We start from the raw sequence: 19,876 nt of genomic DNA, 5'->3' as shown, positions 1-19,876 counted from the left end.
GCGTCTAACAGACAAAATGAAAGACGACGAGAGACATATCATCCAGCGCATCTTGAGGGGAGAGACTGCTCTTTACGAGCATTTTCTCAACACATACGGCCAGCAGGTATTCATCCTGGTGGCCCGTATCGTCTCCAACCAGGAAGATGCCGAAGAACTGACCCAAGATGTCTTCCTGAAAGCCTTCCAGCATCTCTCGTCTTTCAAGGGCACCAGTTCTTTTTCGACGTGGATTTATTCGATTGCATATAATACGGCCATCTCGAGTGCACGGAAAAAGAAATTTGATACCTTTGTCATGGATGATACACTGCTTGCCAACATATCCGATACACAAGTAGATGAAGCCTTAAATGATGAAGGGGAAGAGCAAATTGCCAAATTGAACAGAGCCATGGAGCAACTCGATTCCGAGGAACAGGCACTGATAAGCCTGTTCTATTATGAAGAAAAAACATTGAATGAGGTCGCTCTCATCCTGGGACTGACGGAAAGCAACGCAAAAGTGAAGCTACACCGTATACGTAAAAAGATTTATGTGTTAATGAAACAAGAAAAAGTATGAACGAAGAACTAAAAGATAGAGGATTGAAAAAGGCGGTAAGAGAACAGACTACTTTCCGCCTGCCGTCCAATTTTACCTACCGCACCATGCAGAAGGTAGAAGAAGCCATACGTCTGCGCGAGAAGAAATCAGAAAGAAGAATTCTGCTTGCAACTATTGCCGCTGCTATCTTCTTGATAGGTGTCAGTGGGACAGGATTGGTTCTGTACTTCGGAGACAGCATCCGGGAAGCCTTTACGCCCACCACCCTCCCACAGTCAGAAAGTATCCAGATTCCTTGCTTTTATCTCCTACTGATTCTGACCATTCCGCTTTTCATCCTGTTTGACCGGTGGATGAGAAAACTGTATTTCAAACATCACACTCCTAAGCTTCCAGAGTTCTGAACGAAAAACGGGGATGTCTTTTAGTGGAAGACATCCCCGTTTCAGTTTATATCAATTCATTTAGTCCAGTTTATGAATCACCAGTCCCGAACGCAACTTCGGCTCAAACCAAGTTGTCTTGGGAGGCATGATGTTGCCCGTATCGGCGATGTCCATCAGCTGCTTCATGGAAACGGGATAGAGGGCCAATGCCACTTTCATCTCACCACTGTCCACCCGCTTCTTCAACTCTCCCAGACCACGGATGCCGCCTACAAAGTCAATACGCTTGTCGGAACGAAGGTCTTTGATGCCGAGCACTTCATCCAGTATCAGATTGGAGGAGATGGTTACATCCAGTACTCCAATGGGGTCGTTATCATTATAAGTACCCGGTTTGGCAGTAAGGCTGTACCACTTTCCGTTCAAATAGAGGGAGAAGTTATGCAGTTCGGACGGCTTATAGATGTCCTCACCTTTCTCCTCCACGATGAAATTCTTGCCCACAGCAGCCAGAAACTCTTCGGGAGTCATGCCGTTCAAGTCCTTCACCACCCGGTTATAGTCAATAATAGTCAACTGGTTGGCAGGGAAGCACACAGCCATGAAGTAGTTGTACTCTTCGTCACCACGGTGATTGGGATTTTGCTTGGCTTTCTCCGCACCCACCAAAGCGGCAGCGGCGCTGCGATGATGCCCATCGGCAATGTAGAGGGCGGGCATTTGGGCAAACTCCTGGGTTATGGCATCAATGTCCTCCTGCTTGTCTATAATCCAAAAGGTATGACCGAAACCATCACCCGGAGCGATAAAGTCGTATACCGGTTTCCCGACTGTATAACGGGAAATGACGGCATCCAGCGCAGCGTTATCGGGATAGGCAAAGAATACGGGCTCAATGTTGGCATTGTTCACGCGGACATGCTTCATACGGTCCTCCTCTTTATCACGACGAGTCAACTCGTGCTTCTTGATAACGCCGTTCATATAATCGGGAACATAGGCACCGACAACAAGACCGTACTGTGTCTTGCCGTTCATGGTCTGGGCATAGACGTAATAGTTTTCTTTATCGTCCTGCACCAGCCAGCCTTTCTCCTGGAACATACGGAAGTTCTCTGCAGCTTTCTGATAAACACGTTCGTCATGCTCATCCGTACCGACGGGAAAATCTATTTCCGGCTTGATAATATGATATAGGGATTTTTCATTACCTTCCGCTTCTGCACGTGCTTCTGCAGAATTCAATACGTCGTAAGGACGGGACGCTACTTGTTCCACCAAATCCTGAGGGGGACGAATCCCTTTAAAGGGTTTAATTATAGCCATAAGAGAGTGTTTTATATGGATTATTGAGGTTTCTTTTTCACGAAATATCTTACCAGATAAATTGCACTACCTAATATCAGTACAATAGATACGCCCTCGCAAAAACCGAGGGCGAAATCTGACAATTCATTTCTGAATATACTACTTAATGAAAATATACCAGCACCTATTGCTAAATAAAGAACTGAACATTTATAGGTAGTCTTACTATTCATCTCATTTCCTGTTTACGCGGAACTTCTCGCAACCGTCTTTCAGGAAGCCTACAATCTGCTTGGCAGCGGCAATACCTGCGTTGATATTGGCTTCGGCAGTCTGGGCACCCATCTTTTTCGGTGTAGAGAAATAACGTCCGGCAAACTTGGCTGCAAATGTTTCATTGGCAGCAGGCATAATGTCGGTCATGTATTTCAAGTCGGTACGCTCTTCCATCAGCTGGATAAGCTCGGCTTCATTGATGACTTCCTTACGGGCTGTGTTCACCAGCAGTCCACCTTTCGGCATCTTGTTCACCAATGCATAATTGATGGAATTCTTCGTTTCGGCAGTTGCAGGAATATGCAGGGAAACGACATCGCAAGTAGAGTAAAGCTCTTCAGCAGAACCCACAGCCTTCACTCCATCCTTCTCGATTACTTCTTTCGGGCAGAAAGCGTCGAACGCATAAATCTCCATACCGAAGCCTTTGGCAATACGGGCTACGTTGCGCCCCACGTTACCATAAGCGTGGATACCCAGTTTCTTGCCCATCAGTTCCGTACCGGAAGTACCGTTATACATATTACGGACAGCCATCACCATCAAGCCGAAAGCCAACTCGGCCACAGCATTGGAGTTCTGTCCCGGAGTATTCATTACACATACATTGTGGGCAGTAGCTGCTTCCAGGTCCACATTGTCATAACCGGCACCGGCACGCACCACAATCTTCAGTTCCTTGGCGGCATCCAGCACTTCAGCATCAATGATGTCACTGCGGATAATGATAGCGTTGGCATCTTTCACAGCCTCCAGCAGCTTGGCTTTTTCACCATATTTTTCCAGCAACACGAGTTCGTAACCTGCTGCTTCTATTTCTTTACGGATACCGTCTACTGCCACTTTGGCAAACGGTTTGTCTGTTGCAACTAATACTTTCATAATTTCATGATATTAAAAAGACTCACCACAGATGACACAGATTATCACAGAGTTTAATCATAAAAACAATCTGTGCAAATCTGCGTAATCTGTGGTGAAAAACAATATTATTAATGAAGTTTCTCAAATTCCTGCATGCAGTCAATCAAAGCCTGCACGCTTTCCTTTGGCATGGCATTATAGCAGGATGCACGGAATCCACCTACAGAACGGTGTCCCTTGATACCTACCATACCTCTTTCGGTAGCGAACTTCAAGAAGTCAGCTTCCAATTCCTTGTATTCGGGAGCCATCACAAAGCAGATGTTCATGCGTGAACGGTCTTCTTTGGCAGCCGTACCCACAAACATTTTGTTACGGTCAATTTCAGCATACAGCATATCGGCCTTTTCGATGGCACGGCGTTCCATTTCCTTCACGCCACCCTCTGCCTTAATCCAGCGCAATGTCTGCAGGGCTGCATAGATGGGGACAACGGGAGGAGTATTGAACATAGAGCCGCTATCCACATGCGTCTGATAGTTCAGCATGGTCGGGATATAGCGGGATACCTTACCCAGCGCGTCATTCTTCACGATGACGAATGTAACACCGGAAGGAGCCAGATTCTTCTGCGCACCACCATAGATACAGATATATTTGGATACGTCGATGGGACGGGAGAAAATATCAGAAGACATATCGGCCACCATCGGAACGTTTACGTCCAAATCCTCTTTCAGTTCCGTACCGTAGATTGTATTGTTGGTAGTGATGTGGAAATAGTCTGCATCAGCAGGCACTGTATAGTCCTTCGGAATATAAGTATAAGTAGATTCAGCGGAAGAAGCGACTTCAACTACTTCACCGAATGCCTTAGCTTCTTTCATGGCTTTCTTGGCCCATACACCCGTATTCAGGTAAGCAGCTTTCTTTTCAAGGAAGTTGAAGGGTACCATGCAGAATTCCAAACTGGCACCACCGCCCAAGAACAGTACCGAATATCCTTCGGGGATATTGAGCAATTCTTTGAATAATGCCACAGCTTCGTCCACAACGGGTTGGAAGTCTTTGGCACGGTGGCTGATTTCCATCAGTGAGAGGCCTGAGCCATTGAAATCAAGAATAGCTTGTGCCGTATTCTCAATCACCTCACGAGGAAGGATAGAAGGTCCTGCATTGAAATTATGCTTTTTCATTTGAAGTTTGTTTTGGTTATACAATTTCGTTCATTAATGTCTTTCGACTTTGCGAAATTACGGAAATATTTCTTCAAAACAAACCTTTCCTGATGAAATTCTATTTTTAAGCCGCATTTAGCTTACTTTTTAATGGTTTATACAAGATATATACACCATTTTGTTATCTTTACTTATCAAGGATAATACTTTTAGAGAAACTAAAAGCAAGGCGGTTTCATTACTTCATATTCAAAAGAATAAGCGCAAATAAAATGAATATTTATAAGATAAATCATTTTGCTTCCTCGATAACAGTTTTCATTCCCTTGATTTTTTCACCGCGTACCAGCGTCAACAATTGTTTCATTTTACTGCGGCGCACGGCTACAAAGGCATAGTGTTCCTTTACGTCCACCTGCCCGACATCTTCACGCGCCATCCCTCCTTTTTTATACAAGAAGCCGACAATATCTATCTTGTTCAACTTATCCTTTTTCCCTTTACCTATATATAAGGTAGCCCATCGGGGCTTGGCCGGTTTGGGAAGCGTCTCCGGAAACTCGTACGTTTCGATGTCTTCAGAAATGTACTCGGGTACCCGCTCCTCGGCATGCAGGACAAGATATGCATTTCCCGATGCCTCCCAACGGGCGGTACGTCCATTACGGTGTGTATAGGCTTCCTCGTTTACGGGAGGATGGTAATGCACCACATTCTCAATACCCGGAATATCCAGTCCGCGGGCGGCAAGGTCTGTAGATATCAGCACGGCGCAACTGCCATTACGGAACTTGTAAAGCGCACGTTCGCGGTCGGGTTGCTCCATACCGCCATGAAACATGTCGCAAGGGAACTTCCTGGCTTTCAGGTACCCAACAACACGCTCCACGCTTTCACGATAATTGCAGAATACCAGAGTGGAATGATAGCCGAGAGTACAAAGCAGGTTATAGAGGGTCTCCAGCTTGTCCTTCTCCGGAGAAACGACCTTATGCAGCCGCAGACGCGGAGCAAGGGCTTCCGGAGCAAGAAAATCAAGCTTCATGAACCGGGAGACGGAAGACGGGGAATCACCTCCTACTCCGGCAAATTGCGGTATTTCCTCTGCATCGGTGGCCGAGAGAAGCACACGCTTTTTCAGTGAGGGAAGCTGCCCGATAACCTCTGCCATCTCGTCATGGAAGCCGAACTCAAGACACTTGTCGAATTCATCTATCACCAGAGTGACGACAGTGGCGGCATTGAAATTTTCTTTCCTCAAATGGTCGCTCATACGTCCCGGAGTACCGATAATGACGGCGGGATGAATGCCTTTCATTGTCCGGTGTTCTTCCATAGCAGGGCGTCCGCCATAGCAGCTCATAGCCTTGAAAGGAGTTCCCATAGACTTGAACACAGTTTCTATCTGCAAAGCCAATTCGCGTGAAGGTACTAGTACAAGAGCCTGCACACCTTGTATATCCGCTTTCAAGGTCTGTACCAGCGGAAGGAGAAAAGCCAGTGTCTTACCCGAACCGGTGGGCGAAAGAAGTACTAAATCTTTAGCTGATTGATAGGCTTCCTTAGCAGCCTCCTGCATCGGAGTAAGTTCTTGTATCTTCAAATTATGAAGTATATCCGAAAGTTCCATGAATATCTCTTTTTTAATCAATATGCAAAGATACGGATAAGAAGTCAGTTTCCATCAAAACAAAAACAGCTTTTAAGAAAGCTACCTAAAATCATGACATGCCCGTCAATCGAATAGGAGAAAATTAAAGTCGTTTTCTCCCACTTTAATTTTGGGGAAGTAAAGATATTGAGGTTGTCAAGGACGTGCTCAATCTACCTGAGGAAACAGGTTGATTGAGCACGTCCTTGACAAAATCACCGTTTTCTTTTGACAAATACATTTTTATGCCAAAGATATAATATAAAATTGTAATTGATATATAACGGTAATCTGAAAGTTATTGTTTAAATTTGCAACGTTTTTTAATAGTTTAATCATATTAATTAAAATCTCATGGCAAAAAGAATGCGATTCATTCTTTCCACAATTATGGTGATAGTCGCAATGACAGCTAAGGCTCAGGTGACTACCTCCTCATTAAGTGGAAAGGTAACAGACCCAGACAAAGAAGCCATTATCGGTGCAACAGTTCAGGCTATACACGAGCCTTCCGGGACACGATATGGCGCAATTACAAACATTGATGGTCGTTATACCATTCAAGGTATGCGGGCAGGCGGGCCTTACAGTGTGGAAGTCTCTTACATCGGCTACCAAACAATGATGTACAAGGATGTGACTCTTCAATTAGGTGAAGTCTACAATTTGAATGTACAGATGAAAGAATCATCAGAGCTTCTTGAGGAAGTAGTTGTTACAGCTCAAAAGACTAAATTTGCTTCCGAAAAGACCGGAGCAACAACCAACATTTCCAATACACAGATTGCCAGCATGCCTTCTGTAAGCCGTAGCATTACCGACTATTCTCGTTTGTCTGCTTACGGTGGTAATGGGATGTCGTTTGCCGGATCTGACGGTCGTACAGCCAACTTCACAATCGACGGTGCCAACTTCAACAACAACTTCGGTTTGAGTTCCAACCTGCCTGGTGGCGGTAATCCGGTCTCTATAGAGGCGATTGACGAAATTCAGATTGTCATATCTCCGTTTGATGTACGCCAGACCAACTTCATCGGTGGCGGTATCAATGCCATTACCAAATCAGGTACCAATACTTACAAAGGTACAGCTTATATTTATCACCAGAATGAAAACATGCGCGGTGATGCCATTGATCGTGAAACAATCTTAGGTGCTCGCGAGAAAGACCAGTCAACTACATATGGTTTTACTATTGGCGGTCCGATAATCAAGAATAAGCTCTTCTTCTTTGCAAACGGCGAGCTGCAGAATACTCCTGCAATTGCCAATCGCTGGCGTGCTTCCGAAGACGGTGTGGCCAATGCAGACGCATACATCTCACGTGCAACCGTTGCCGATCTTCAGAATGTGTCCGATATAGCGAAAGAAAGATATGGCTATGACACCGGTTCATTCAGCAGCTTCCCGTCTGACAATAAGAACACTAAATTATTGGCACGTATAGACTGGAACATCAACAACAACCATCGCTTGGCTTTGCGTTATAACTATACCAAGAATACCGTATGGAATGCCCCTAACGCTTCCTCTATGGACGGTGGTACTCGTATGTCGGGTAGTCGTACTTCACAGTATGCCATGTCGTATGCCAACTCCATGTATTCCTTGGATAACTTGGTACATTCATTGTCTTTCGACCTTAACAGCCGCTTCTCTGCTACCTTGTCCAACCAGTTTTTGGCAACATTCTCCAAGTTGGATGACGTACGTGGTACTAATTCCAGTATTTTCCCATTTGTCGATATTTTGAAAGACAATCAAAACTACATCTCTTTTGGTGAAGAACTTTTCACTTACAATAACGCAGTCCACAACACAGTGTGGAATATAAAAGATGACGTAACTTACTATACCGGCAATCATAAAATCATGGTTGGCTTGAACTATGAGCATCAAATGGCCGACAACCAGTATCTCCGTAACGGTACAGGATATTATCGCTATACCAGCCTGGATGACTTTGTTCAAGGAGCTGCTCCGGAAATTGTATGTTTGACTTATGGCTATAACGGTGAAAACGAACCTGCATCACGTGTTCAGTACAATAAATTGGGCTTCTACTTGCAAGACGAATGGAACGTACGTTCCGATTTCAAGGTTACAGCCGGTCTGCGCTTCGACGGACTCTTCTTTGATAATGGTGACTTGATGACCAACAATGCTATTCTTGACCTTGACTACAACGGTCGTCATATCGATACCGGCAAATGGCCCGGAAACTCATTGACAGTATCTCCTCGTATAGGTTTCAGTTGGGATATACTTGGCAACAATACTTTGAAGCTGCGTGGTGGTAGCGGTTTGTTCTCCGGACGTCTGCCTTTGGTATTCTTTACCAATATGCCTACCAATGGCGGTATGATTCAATATCAGGCGCAAGTCAATGCCAAGAATGCAAAAGACAAAGGTTTCACTATGGATGAATTCAAAGGTGGAATCCTTTCTACAGAAGCTCTGAAACAAAAGCTTTATGATTTGGGTTATCCTCAGACAATCAAACCGGAAGACGGTACAGTTCCTTCAAGCATTTGCGGCGTCGATCCCGACTTTAAAATGCCACAGGTCTGGAAGTCTTCAATTGCCGTGGATTATACAGTACCCGTATCATTCCCATTGAACGTGACGGTAGAAGGAATCTATAACAAGACACTTAATGCCGCCATGTTGAAAGACTGGAGCCAGAAAGATATAAACGGCTTTACACGCTTCAATGGTGCTGATAACCGTCCTGTATTCCCGTCTGACGCTACTTATACGGACGAGGCGGGCAAGAGTCTGCCCAGTGCTTACATGCTTGAGAATACAAGCCGCGGTTACGGATGGTCGACCAGCGTTACCGTGAACGCAGCGCCTGCCAAATGGATCAATTTGATGGCTGCTTATACGCATACAGTATCTAAGGAGGTGACTTCACTTCCGGGTTCCAATGCTTCTTCAGTACTCAACTACCTTTCTACATACGAAGGTGTCAACAACTTCCGTTTGCACAATGGCCTTAACGTTACTCCCGACCGTTTCATTGCAAGTGCCACTATCAACGACAAGAGCGGCAACCACTTTAGTTTGATTTACGAGACTTGGCGTGGCGGTTACAATTACTCTTACATGCTTGCCAACGACATAAACGGTGACGGTTACAACTACGATGCCATTTATATCCCTACAGACAAGCAAGTTGCCGACGGTTCATTCCGTTTCGTTAGCGAGGATGACAAGACACGCTTCATGGATTATGTACACAACGACTCATACCTTAAGAATAATCAGGGTAAATATGCTGAGCCCAACAGTCTTTATTCTCCTTGGGTACACCGTGTAGATTTCTCTTATAAGCACGATTTCAACTTGAATGTATGTGGTGCCAAGCACAAATTGCAGCTGAGCTTTGACATGAAGAACGTGCTTAATTTCTTCAATTCAAGCTGGGGAGTAAGTAAGCATTTGAATCCTGCTATCGGTAACGAAGCCCGTATCTTGAAGTATGAAGGTGTAGACGCTGAAGGTTTTGCTACATTCTCAACTCCGGAGTCTATAAATGGCAACACCAAGACTTGGACTCTCAACCATGCTATTGGTCAGTGCTGGTATGCTTCTATCGGTATTAAGTATTGCTTTAACTGATTATCAATTTAAATATAATCGAAGAATATGAAAAAATATCTATTTATAGTACTTGCTGCTGTGATTTCCCTTTTCTCAAGCTGTGCTGAAGATGATGCAGCAATAGGCTTGTCAGGATTGAAGGTTTCACAGTCGTACGTTGCGCTGCCGGTTGAAGGAGGTAGCACTGACATTACAATTGAATCGAAGTCCGAATGGATTATCACAGGTAACGACAAGGCCGATTGGCTTACCATCTCTACAACTCAAGGTCCTCAAGGCGAAAGCAAAATCACATTCTCTGCTGATGAAGCTGTGGATGGCCGTTCAGTGGAACTGAAGCTGAGCAGCGCCAATGAAACTCAGAACTTGACTATCATGCAAGGCTTGCCAGTCATTTCGGAAGCTACTTGTGCCGAGGTAATAGCCGGTCCCGACAAGAAGACTTATAAAGTGACCGGTGTTGTTTCAAATATTTCCAACACCGTTTACGGCAACTGGGACATTGTGGATGCCACCGGTAAGGTTTACGTCTATGGAACTTTGGACGCCAAAGGCAATACGAAGAATTTTGCCAGCCTGGGTCTGGAAGAAGGCGATGAGGTAACAATACAAGGTCCCAAAACCACCTACGGTACTACAGTTGAGCTTGTTGATGTTACTGTGCTCAAGATTAACAAATCGCTCATCAAGGTCGACTCTGTCTACAATGATGTACTTCCGGTTGAGGGTGGTATCTTTGAGGCATACATCATAACCAAAGGCAACGGCGTTTCTGTAGAAATTCCTGAGGATGCCAAAGAATGGTTGTCTATTGTCTCTATCGACCAGAAAGGAACAGATGCTTGCGTGAAGTTCCAGGCTGCCCGAAACGAAGGTGGTGACCGTTCAACCAGCATTACATTCCGCACTACTGACGGTAAAAAAGATTACACAAGCAAGACTGAACTCTCACAGCAGGGCGCCATCGTTGAAGCTACTGTTGCTGAATTCATTGCCGCCGAGGTTGGTGCTACACAATACCGCATTAGTGGTGTAGTGACCAAGATTGCTAATACCCAATATGGCAATATCTACATCAAGGATTTCTCGGGTGATGTATATATCTATGGCATCAAAGATTTTGCTGATTCTAATATCAAGGAAGGTGATATTGTAACTCTCGTTGGTCCACGTGCCGAATACAAAGGTACTCCGCAGATGACCAATGCCGTTGCAGAGGACGTGAAGAGTGTAAAAACAGTTACTGTTGCTGATTTCCTTGCAGCAGAGGAAAGCCCTTCACAATATTACCAGTTGACCGGTACTGTATCAAATATCGCAAGTACCCTTTATGGTAATTTTGATATTACAGATGAAAGCGGCAAGGTATATGTTTATGGTCTTCTTACAGGCTGGAAAGGCGCAAGCAAACAGTTCGAATCACTGGGTATTGTTGAAGGTGATAAGATTACTATATGCGGTGTTCGTACCAGCTACAAAGATTCCGATCAAGTGGGAAGCGCATTCTTCATTTCTAAAGTGACTGAATAAAGAATTTTTTATAATAAAGTAAAATCCGCACTGCCATCACAGTATATGTAGATGACATTGCGGATTTCTTTTTCAATTTTATATATGATATGAATAAAAGATATTACAATTTGATTTTAGCGATTTGCCTGTTGCTGCCATTGTTCTGTGGATGTAGCTCAGATGATTCTTCAGAAATGAATGAACATCCCACTATCAATGACATTCAATTCACTGAACAAGGTTCCAAGCGTGAAGTACTATATGCTATTGATGGTAGCAAAGGCTTGACATTGGATGAATCAATCCGTTCGCAAATCAGTATTGCAGCCAATAAGACTATTTCCGGTGACGGATTCACCTTTTCAGAAGAATTTGATACTGATAATCTATCGTCACTTCCCGATTACTCCACCGTAAAGCAATGGAGTGACAAGGCTGTGGCCAAAGCAAAAACTTCTTATTGGGTACGCTATCAGCTTCCTTCACAAGTTGCCATGTTCAAACTTCGCATCGCATACGTTGATGGGATAAATGTAGGAGTGGAGCATAATGCAGCCCAAAAAATTGTGATAGAAAACAAAAATGCGAATGTATCCGCCCAAGGACAAAATTACGTGACAGAATACGAAATGCCACATCTGATGGAGGGCAATACCTACGTGGAGCATGAAGTTACGGCCGGTGGCAACAAGGTGCTTAACTATGCAATGGAATGGAACGACCACATGAAACATTCTCGCTGGGTGGCCTATAGCTACGATGCCATTACGGGGGTGAAAAATGTAACCAGAAGTGATGACGCCTGGGCAGTAGACCCATTGCTGCCGGAGAGTATGAGGGTTGACAATAGCTGGCATACCAATGACGGATTCGACCGAGGACACCTCTGTGCTTCCGATGACCGTTCTTTTTCTACAGAAGCCAATAAGCAGACTTTCTACTTCAGCAACATGAGTCCACAACTCAACTCATTCAATGGCGGTTACTGGGTTACCTTCGAGCAGTTACTCAATTCATGGGTGCGCAAGGACAATGCCTTTGGAAGTGTGTACGATAAAATCTATGTGGCAAAAGGTGGAACGCTCGACAAGCTATTGATAGATTATAAGGGAACCAAGGCAGGAGGAGATGGAGTGATGCCCGCTACTGACTCAAAGGGTTTCACATCAAAAGGATTGCCTGTTCCACAATATTACTTCATTGCCGTATTGGCTCATCGTGCCAATCAGCCCGTTGACATAGCTACATCCTATCAGACCATAGGTTTTTGGGTGGAACATCGTGATGACTACGGCTATACTTTTGAACATCCGCTGAATAGGGATGACACCAAAGCAAATGCCATCAGCATTGATGAACTTGAAAGCAAGACTGGCATAGACTTCTTCTGCAATCTTCCCGATTATATTGAGGATGAAGTGGAGAGTAGCTATAATCTCACCGATTGGGCCTGGTAGTATCATGTGCTACGAATGAATATTCGTGAATCTGAACATGAATAATGGTATATTACACACTCCCTGAGTGACGAGTAGATAATAAGAAGAGAGAGGGAGGTTTGCCTTATGGCTGACCTCCCTCTCTCCTATTTGTTCTTTGAAATACTCAAATCAGTCATTCATCAACTTTCTATAACGTACACGGGTGGGTTCTTCTTTCCCAAGGCGCTTCTGTTTATTTTCCTCATATTCTGAATAAGAACCTTCAAAGAAGAACACATTGGAATCTCCTTCGAAAGCGAGGATGTGCGTACAGATACGGTCGAGGAACCAACGGTCGTGGCTGATAACCACGGCACATCCGGCAAAGTCCTCCAAACCTTCTTCGAGGGCGCGAAGCGTGTTCACGTCGATGTCGTTGGTAGGCTCGTCCAGCAGAAGCACATTACCCTCTTCCTTCAGGCAGAGCGCCAGGTGCAGGCGGTTGCGTTCACCACCGGAAAGCACTCCGCAGAGCTTTTCCTGGTCGGCACCGGAGAAGTTGAAACGGGACAGATAGGCGCGCGCATTGATGTCGCGTCCACCCATGCGAATCAGGTCGTTTCCACCGGAAATGACTTGATATACACTCTTGTTAGGGTCGATGTCCTTATGCTGCTGGTCCACGTAGGCCACCTTTACGGTTTCCCCTACCTCGAACTCGCCCTTGTCTGCCTTTTCCAGTCCCATGATAAGGCGGAAAAGCGTGGTCTTACCGGCACCGTTGGGGCCGATGATACCCACGATGCCGTTGGGTGGAAGCATGAAGTTGAGGTCGTCGAACAGCAGTTTGTCGCCGAACGCCTTTGCCACCTGCTTGGCTTCAATCACCTTGTTGCCCAGACGGGGGCCGTTCGGGATAAAGATTTCCAGCTTCTCTTCCTTCTCTTTCACGTCCTCGTTCAGTAATTTGTCGTAGGAGTTCAGACGGGCTTTCCCCTTTGCCTGACGAGCTTTGGGAGCCATACGTACCCATTCCAGCTCGCGTTCCAGTGTCTTGCGGCGCTTGCTGGCTGTCTTTTCTTCCTGCTCCATGCGCTTAGTTTTCTGTTCCAGCCAACTGGAGTAGTTCCCCTTCCAGGGGATGCCCTCGCCACGGTCCAGTTCAAGAATCCAGCCTGCCACATGGTCAAGGAAATAACGGTCGTGCGTCACGGCAATCACCGTACCCTCGTACTGCTGCAAGTGTTGTTCCAGCCAGTCGATGGATTCGGCATCAAGGTGGTTGGTGGGCTCGTCAAGAAGAAGCACGTCGGGCTTCTGCAACAATAGGCGGCAAAGGGCCACACGGCGGCGCTCACCACCGGAAAGATGTTCTACGGACTGGTCTTCGGGCGGACAACGGAGGGCGTCCATGGCGCGTTCCAGCTTGCTGTCAAGGTTCCAGGCATCGGTCGCGTCAATGATGTCCTGCAACTCGGCCTGGCGGGAGAAGAGCTTGTCCATCTTGTCCTGGTCCTCATAATATTCGGGCAAGCCAAACTTCTGGTTGATTTCCTCGTATTCTGCCAGCGCGTCCACAATGGGCTGCACGCCTTCCATTACAATTTCCTTTACGGTCTTGGTGGGGTCGAGGTACGGTTCCTGAGCCAGATATCCCACAGAATATCCCGGCGAGAACACCACTTCGCCCTGATAGGACTTATCCAATCCGGCGATAATCTTCAGCAGGGTCGATTTACCCGAACCGTTCAGACCGATGATACCGATTTTTGCCCCGTAGAAGAACGAGAGGTAAATGTTCTTCAGTACCTGCTTGTTGTTCTGCTGAATGGTTTTATTCAGCCCAACCATAGAAAAGATAATCTTTTTATCGTCTACTGTTGCCATGTATTTAATGATTAATGTTCAGTGATAATGATTAATATCAAGGATTAATGGGGACAAAGATAAGAAAAAAGATGATATTATTTTGCAATTTTCAAAAAAGTATCTATCTTTGCATCCGCTTAACAGCAATGAAGGATTGAATCGCTAGCTCAGCAGGTAGAGCACAACACTTTTAATGTTGGGGTCTTGGGTTCGAGCCCCAAGCGGTTCACATAGAAACAAAGTCAGAAGGCGACAAAAAGAAAAAAGTCCTACAATATCAATGTATTGTGGGACTTTTTTTATGTTTCCATCTTACCTGAAAGTCCCAAAAGGGTACGAAAAGAAAAGTTGGACATCCAAACAGTGGTACAATTGGTACAGTGGGTACAGCGCCTCTTCTGCTTCACACACATGTGCTTATGTACATTACTTCATAACGCGTACATTATTTATATACATGCGTGTGTGAGATAGAAGAGACGCTGTACCACTGTACCAACTGTACCCATCAACCTCACCTTTACGCCGCTCAAGTTCACCTTTACGCGGCTAAACCTCACCTTTATTCACGTCATTTCACCTCTTCCAGATAAAGCACACGGCTTGAATAGTCGTTCTGTTTGTGGTAGTCCACCTTATGTGTGTAAGGAATCTCCAACCCGTTTGCCATCAGATAGGCACCGCTGAAAGTCTTTCCTTCATAGTTCAAGGGAACATTATCTATACGGTTCAGTTCATGCACCCGGTATTGCTTGTCGGCACAGAGCCCTGCCATCTTCACACGCGGCAGGTGCTGGTTACAGAAATGTTCCGTCTTCCACCAATAGAAGACTGCCTTGTCCTTCTCCGGAGCCACGTACATCAGAGAAGCCACACCTTGCTTGTCATAAGGAGAGAGCAGGCGGTAAATGTCTCCCAACTGTACTACGGGACGAATGGTCTTGTACTCGGCAATGGCATTCTTGCAAAGAGCCTTTTCTTCTTCCGTCATATTTTTGGGCTGGATTTCCATACCCAAACGACCACTCATGGCAACGTCTATCCGATATTTCAGAGGGATGGTGCGGAACGTCTGATGATTGGGGGCAGCACTGATATGCGATGCCATAGCGATGGCGGGGAAGAAATAGGAAGTTCCCCACTGCATATAGACACGTTGCAGGGCATCGGTATTGTCGCTTACCCAGAACTCGTCGAAGTAAGGCAGCACTCCGTAGTTGGCACGACCGCCGCCACTGGCACATGCCTGGATGGTAAGGTCGGGATATTTGGCACGGATGCGCTGGCAGATTTTCTCGAAGCCGCGGTGGAATTCGATGTACATGTGGCTCTGATTATCCTTCGTCAGATATTGCGAACCGTGGTTCTGGACAGACATATTGGCGTCCCACTTGATGTAATCTATTTCAGGATAAGAGGTCATCAGGTTGTCTACCACACCGAAAACGAAGTCCTGCACGGCAGGATTGGCAAGGTCAAGCACTACCTGCGTGCCGCCGCGTCCCAACACAACGTCACGTTCGGAAGCCTTAAGTACCCAGTCGGGATGCTTCTCGTAGAGTTCGCTGGTAGTGTTCGCCATCTCCGGCTCAATCCAGATGCCAAACTTGACGCCATGTTTCTTGGCATCACTCAGCAAGCCTTCAATGCCGTTCGGAAGCTTGTTCTTGTCCACCACCCAGTCGCCGAGTGATGAGCTGTCGTTCTTACGGGGATACTTGTCGCCAAACCAGCCATCGTCCATCACGAACAACTCGCCACCCATGGAGGCAATGTCCGCCATCATTTGGTCCATACCTTGCTGGTTGATGTCAAAGTACACGCCTTCCCAACTATTCAAAAGAATCTTGCGGGGGGTAGTGCCGTGCGCCAGTTTGTGCAGGCGTGCCCAGCGATGGAAGTTACGGCTGCCGCCACTCAAGCCTTCATTACTATAAGTCAGGGCAAGTTCGGGAGTGCGGAAAAGTTCGTCCTTCTTCAAGGAATAAGTAGAGTTCTCTTCGTTGATTCCGGCAAAGAAATGGTGGTATTCATCATCGTGCGTCTCAATGCGGAGCTTGTAGTTGCCGCTGTAACAGAGGGCTGCACCAATCACGTTGCCCGTGTTCTCCTGCGGACGGCCGTCAAGGGAGAACATCACTTCGGCATGGTCAGTATGGGAATTGCGCACACCGTCCTTATTCTTGATAACCTTCATGCCCGGAGTGAGAGGTTCCTGCGTCAAAACCCCTTCATTGGCCCAGGAGCCGGAGAGATGGGATAGCCATACATCGCCACGGCGGATGGGCAGATAGCCGGAAGCAAACTGATTGAGCACCACCGGCTTCTTCTCCTGATGGGAGATTTCAGTCCAGGATTCTATCACGTCGGCATCCTGCCAGGCACGGTAACAGACGTTGACGAAGAAGGGATACACCTTATCCTTCAGTGCCACGACAGTCGTCACGGCATTCCCTTCCTTTTCGGTAGTCACGTTCAATACTTCGAGCTGGAGGGTCATGTTACCGTCGGCATGCTTCACAGCGAGGGCCGTCTCCACGGGAGCATTCAATCCATATTCGGGATAGGCTGCATGGTTCGCTTCTGCCGCAGAGATATTCTGCAAGTCGGCTTCAGAAAGTCTGTTACCATAATACAAGTGTCTCAGTGTACCGCCTTCAGGAACCGAAAGCACCAAAGAGGTTTTCGGAGTGGATACACATACGTTTTGAGCCAACAAACTGCCGGTCAGCAGCAGTGCTCCAAAGAGAAAATTTGTTCGTTTCTTGAAATTCATGCTTTTCTTGTTTAGATTCTATATTCATTTAGCTGTGCGCAAATGTAGGCGTTTCCCCGAAGATAAAATAGTATCATTTTATCATATCCTTATACAAATTCTATTTCCGGCTGACAATTGTCCCCGTGGCTTGGTTGGCAGGCATCACCAGCACTTCCGCAATCTGGATATGCTCGGGGACGGCAGCGGCGAAATAGACCACTTCGGCTATATCGTCGCCGGTCAGCGGGCGTATACCTTTATATACATTATCGGCCGCCTCCCGGTTACCACGGAAACGGACGACGGAGAAATTGGTTTCCACCAACCCCGGCTTGATATTCGTTACGCGTATCGGGGTATCCACCAGGTCGATGCGGAGTCCGTCGGAAAGGGCCTTGACGGCAGCCTTGCAGGCACAGTACACACTGCCTCCCGGATAAGCGTAATCTCCGGCAATGGACCCCATATTGATAACGTGACCACGGCCGCGCTCCACCATACCGGGAACCACGAGGCGGGTCATGGCAAGCAAGGCTTTCACGTTAGTGTCGATGACAATGTCCCATTCATCCAGGTTGCCTTCATGTTCCTTGTCCACCCCAATGACGAGTCCGGCATTGTTCACCAGTATGTCTACCGCCTTCCATTCCTCCGGAAGGGATTCGAGGGCGGCACGGGCAGCCTGCCGGTCGCGGACATCGAAAGGAAGCAGATACACATCGGCTCCATATTTCTCCAACAATTCTTTCTTTACAGCATTCAGTTTCTCCACATTACGGCCATTGAGTATAAGCCGGTAACCGTTCATGGCAAATTTACGCGCGCAGCCTTCCCCTATTCCCGAGGAGGCTCCGGTGATGAGTACAATCTTCTTTTCCATCATGTTATTAAGTTTTAATATCAATACTGCCAACAAAGGTATTACTTATTATTTTAACTTCATAGGAATAATGAATTTTAGAGTAAGGCGAAAAATCCCGATAAATTATGTAACTTTGCACCCGCTTTTTGAAAGCCCGAGAAACTGTTTTGATTTTATTTCAGCTTTCTTCTGAGATTTGTTTAATTCGTTTGGATAAAGTAAAAGACGCTTATGCAAAAGTCCGATTGCATCATCGGTGTGGAGCACGTATCGAAATTTTTCGGAGATAAGGCCGTGCTGAATGATGTGAATTTGTCTGTCCGTAAGGGCGAGTTTGTAACAATACTGGGACCGTCCGGCTGCGGAAAGACAACACTGTTGCGCCTCATTGCAGGCTTTCAGACAGCCTCGGAAGGAGTGATAACCATTGCCGGAAAGGACATCACGCAGACACCGCCGCACAAGCGTCCGGTGAACACCGTGTTCCAGAAGTACGCCCTCTTCCCCCACCTCAACGTGTTCAACAACATTGCTTTCGGGTTGAAGCTGAAGAAGCTGCCCGGTGCCACCATCGAGAAGAAGGTAAAGCAAGCCCTGCGCATGGTGGGCATGACGGACTATGAGGACCGCGACGTAGACTCCCTCTCCGGCGGGCAGCAACAGCGCGTAGCCATTGCCCGAGCCATCGTCAACGAACCCGAAGTGCTGCTACTGGACGAACCCCTTGCCGCCCTGGACCTAAAAATGCGCAAGGACATGCAGATGGAGCTAAAGGAGATGCACCAGAAGCTGGGCATCACCTTCGTATATGTGACCCACGACCAGGAAGAGGCACTGACCTTGAGCGATACCATCGTCGTGATGAGCGAAGGACGCATCCAGCAAATAGGCGTGCCGACGGACATCTACAACGAACCCATCAACTCCTTCGTAGCAGACTTCATTGGTGAAAGCAACATCTTGAACGGAGTTATGATAAAGGATAAAGCCGTCACCTTCTGCGGACACGAATTTGAATGCGTGGACACGGGATTTGGCGAGCAGATGCAGGTAGACGTAGTGATTCGCCCCGAAGACATCTACATCTTCGATGTATCCGACGCCGCACAGCTGACGGGGACCGTAACCAGCTGCATCTTCAAAGGCGTACACTACGAAATGCTGGTGCAGACGCGCGAAGGCTACGAGCTGATGGTGCAGGACTACCATGCCTTCGAGGCAGGACGCGAAGTCGGCCTGCTGGTGAAACCCTTCGACATCCACGTGATGAAGAAGGAACGCACCTGCAACACCTTCGAGGGAAAGCTGGTGGACGAGACGCACGTAGACTTCCTGGGCTGTAACTTCGAGTGCCTCCCCGTGCAGGGCATCGAGCCGGGCAGCGCCGTGCAAGTGGAAGTAGACTTCCAGCACGTCATCCTCGAAGACAACGAAGAGGACGGCCGTCTGACGGGTGAAGTGAAATTCATCCTCTACAAAGGGAACCATTACCACCTGACCGTGTTTACGGACTGGGACGAAGACATCTTTGTCGACACCAACGACGTGTGGGACGACGGCGACCGCGTAGGTATCACCATCGCCCCTCAAAATATACGGATTGTTCAATCTCTTAATAAGGAAGGAAGTGCTCAATAA

The 19,876-nt window shown here is 46.8% G+C and carries 13 protein-coding genes and 1 tRNA gene; 7 read left to right on the top strand and 7 right to left on the bottom strand.

Annotation, left to right across the window (positions count from 1 at the left end; all coding sequences use genetic code 11):
* The first annotated feature begins 16 nt into the window (after positions 1 to 16).
* A complete protein-coding gene (locus tag DW039_RS13270) occupies positions 17 to 565 on the top strand; it encodes an RNA polymerase sigma factor (RefSeq protein ID WP_035448201.1) in 549 nt (182 codons plus the stop codon).
* Complete coding sequence (locus DW039_RS13265) at positions 562 to 951, top strand: hypothetical protein (RefSeq protein WP_016273509.1); 390 nt, start codon at positions 562 to 564, stop codon at positions 949 to 951. Before DW039_RS13270 ends, DW039_RS13265 begins: the two co-directional genes overlap by 4 nt.
* Positions 952 to 1,011: 60 nt before the next feature.
* On the opposite strand, the gene DW039_RS13260 is transcribed toward DW039_RS13265, so the two are convergent.
* The 4 genes from DW039_RS13260 to DW039_RS13240 all read right to left on the bottom strand — a co-directional run bounded on the left by DW039_RS13260 (position 1,012) and on the right by DW039_RS13240 (position 6,189).
* Complete coding sequence (locus tag DW039_RS13260; RefSeq protein WP_120382016.1) at positions 1,012 to 2,259, bottom strand: DUF1015 domain-containing protein; 1,248 nt, start codon at positions 2,257 to 2,259, stop codon at positions 1,012 to 1,014.
* 216 nt (positions 2,260 to 2,475) lie between these two features.
* Positions 2,476 to 3,399 carry an NAD(P)-dependent oxidoreductase gene (locus tag DW039_RS13250; RefSeq protein WP_035448197.1) on the bottom strand — a complete coding sequence of 308 codons (924 nt, stop codon included), beginning with the start codon at positions 3,397 to 3,399 and terminating at the stop codon, positions 2,476 to 2,478.
* Between the two features lie 110 nt (positions 3,400 to 3,509).
* The gene (gene serC, locus DW039_RS13245; RefSeq protein WP_005828105.1) at positions 3,510 to 4,577 is read right to left on the bottom strand and encodes a 3-phosphoserine/phosphohydroxythreonine transaminase; all 1,068 of its coding nucleotides are present in this window, start codon (positions 4,575 to 4,577) and stop codon (positions 3,510 to 3,512) included.
* A 274-nt stretch (positions 4,578 to 4,851) separates the two neighbouring features.
* Positions 4,852 to 6,189 carry a DEAD/DEAH box helicase gene (locus DW039_RS13240; RefSeq protein ID WP_120382015.1) on the bottom strand — a complete coding sequence of 446 codons (1,338 nt, stop codon included), beginning with the start codon at positions 6,187 to 6,189 and terminating at the stop codon, positions 4,852 to 4,854.
* Between the two features lie 375 nt (positions 6,190 to 6,564).
* On the opposite strand from DW039_RS13240, the gene DW039_RS13235 reads away from it, so the two are divergent.
* The 3 genes from DW039_RS13235 (at position 6,565) to DW039_RS13225 (ending at position 12,785) form a co-directional block, all read left to right on the top strand.
* Positions 6,565 to 9,834: a TonB-dependent receptor domain-containing protein gene (locus tag DW039_RS13235; RefSeq protein ID WP_022401511.1), complete on the top strand. Its 3,270-nt coding sequence runs from the start codon at positions 6,565 to 6,567 to the stop codon at positions 9,832 to 9,834.
* 27 nt (positions 9,835 to 9,861) lie between these two features.
* Positions 9,862 to 11,346, top strand: coding sequence for a BACON domain-containing protein (locus DW039_RS13230; protein WP_016273504.1), 1,485 nt, complete (start codon positions 9,862 to 9,864; stop codon positions 11,344 to 11,346).
* 89 nt (positions 11,347 to 11,435) lie between these two features.
* Positions 11,436 to 12,785: a DNA/RNA non-specific endonuclease gene (locus DW039_RS13225; RefSeq protein ID WP_035457911.1), complete on the top strand. Its 1,350-nt coding sequence runs from the start codon at positions 11,436 to 11,438 to the stop codon at positions 12,783 to 12,785.
* 153 nt (positions 12,786 to 12,938) lie between these two features.
* Here the strand turns inward: DW039_RS13225 and ettA are convergent, their stop codons facing one another.
* Entirely contained in the window at positions 12,939 to 14,636 is a 1,698-nt protein-coding gene (gene ettA / locus DW039_RS13220) for an energy-dependent translational throttle protein EttA (RefSeq protein ID WP_016273502.1), read from the bottom strand.
* Between the two features lie 138 nt (positions 14,637 to 14,774).
* On the opposite strand from ettA, the gene DW039_RS13215 reads away from it, so the two are divergent.
* Positions 14,775 to 14,847, top strand: a tRNA-Lys gene (locus DW039_RS13215).
* A gap of 342 nt (positions 14,848 to 15,189) precedes the next feature.
* On the opposite strand, the gene DW039_RS13210 is transcribed toward DW039_RS13215, so the two are convergent.
* Positions 15,190 to 17,394, bottom strand: a complete 2,205-nt coding sequence (locus tag DW039_RS13210; RefSeq protein WP_120382014.1) for an alpha-galactosidase — start codon at positions 17,392 to 17,394, stop codon at positions 15,190 to 15,192.
* A gap of 100 nt (positions 17,395 to 17,494) precedes the next feature.
* Positions 17,495 to 18,256, bottom strand: coding sequence for an SDR family oxidoreductase (locus DW039_RS13205; RefSeq protein ID WP_005836294.1), 762 nt, complete (start codon positions 18,254 to 18,256; stop codon positions 17,495 to 17,497).
* Between the two features lie 213 nt (positions 18,257 to 18,469).
* Between DW039_RS13205 and potA the strand changes: the two genes are divergently transcribed.
* Positions 18,470 to 19,876 (top strand): polyamine ABC transporter ATP-binding protein, encoded by a 1,407-nt coding sequence (gene potA, locus DW039_RS13200; protein WP_005828085.1) that lies wholly within the window; start codon positions 18,470 to 18,472, stop codon positions 19,874 to 19,876.

Origin of the sequence: Bacteroides sp. AF39-16AC (assembly GCF_003602735.1) — a bacterium.
Classification (GTDB): domain Bacteria; phylum Bacteroidota; class Bacteroidia; order Bacteroidales; family Bacteroidaceae; genus Bacteroides; species Bacteroides uniformis.
The sequence above is the reverse complement of the archived record's forward strand: the minus strand, read 5'-3'. Positions and strand labels throughout refer to the sequence as shown.